Raw genomic sequence first — 874 nt, forward strand, 5'->3', positions numbered from 1 at the left:
AAAAAAATTGCAAAAAAAGTGCTTGACGAAGTGGTTTGATGAGCGAATTTTTAGCCTGTTGTATATAAGAATCCCACTCTAAGACCCATGGCGTAAAGCTTGCGGAAACACCCCTATTTTTGACCTCTCCAGTTATCCCAAAAGTTATCCACCGTTTTTGTGGATAACTAAAATAAAAATGTCATGGAGTGAGTCCGCGGTAGTTATATAAATGGGTATTAAGTGTTTACTGGCGTTAGCAATCTTTTCAACAAACTCATTACAACAAGTGCCAGTGTAACGAAAGTGGCTAACGGTAAAGCTATCCACAATTCAGGGTGAATTTGAGCATTGAGGTCAAACCCATACTTCATCACTGCTGCTACACAGGCTTCGGCAGCCGTAACGGCGACAGAACTTGCGACAAGCGCCATAATTCCGTATTCCGCCCACAAGGTTGTATTAATCCGTTTTTTGCTTGAGCCAAGCGTACGATACAGACGGATTTCTTGCTGACGTTGAGACAAGCTCAAGCGCAATAATGTAAAAATGAGCAATAGCCCTGCAATTACGCCTAACAAAGCAAGAATGGTGATCGCAGAAACGATTTGTTGTATTAGCGCCTGTATTTTCTCTCCCATCGTTCGGATGTCTAACACAGAAACTGTTGGGTGCGCTCTCGACATTGATGTAAGCAGCGATTCGTTTCCTTCATTGATTCGGTAGCTAATTAAATATGAACCCGGAACATTTGCCATCACATCAGAAGAAAAGATGAAATAGAAGTTAGGCTTCATATCTCGCCACTCAACATAGCGAATGGTATCCACCGACGCATCAAAGTTTTGGCTGTTGATAACAAACCTTAATTTGTCTCCAAGTTGAATACCCAAAT

Annotated in this window: 1 protein-coding gene; it reads right to left on the reverse strand. The window is 41.6% G+C overall.

Going from position 1 to position 874, the window contains the following annotated elements; genetic code table 11:
- Positions 1 to 218: 218 nt before the first annotated feature.
- Positions 219 to 874: FtsX-like permease family protein (locus R7R78_RS25145; protein ID WP_318119563.1), on the reverse strand; the 656-nt coding region annotated here is incomplete at its 5' end.

Source organism: Vibrio sp. 2134-1 (genome assembly GCF_033339495.1).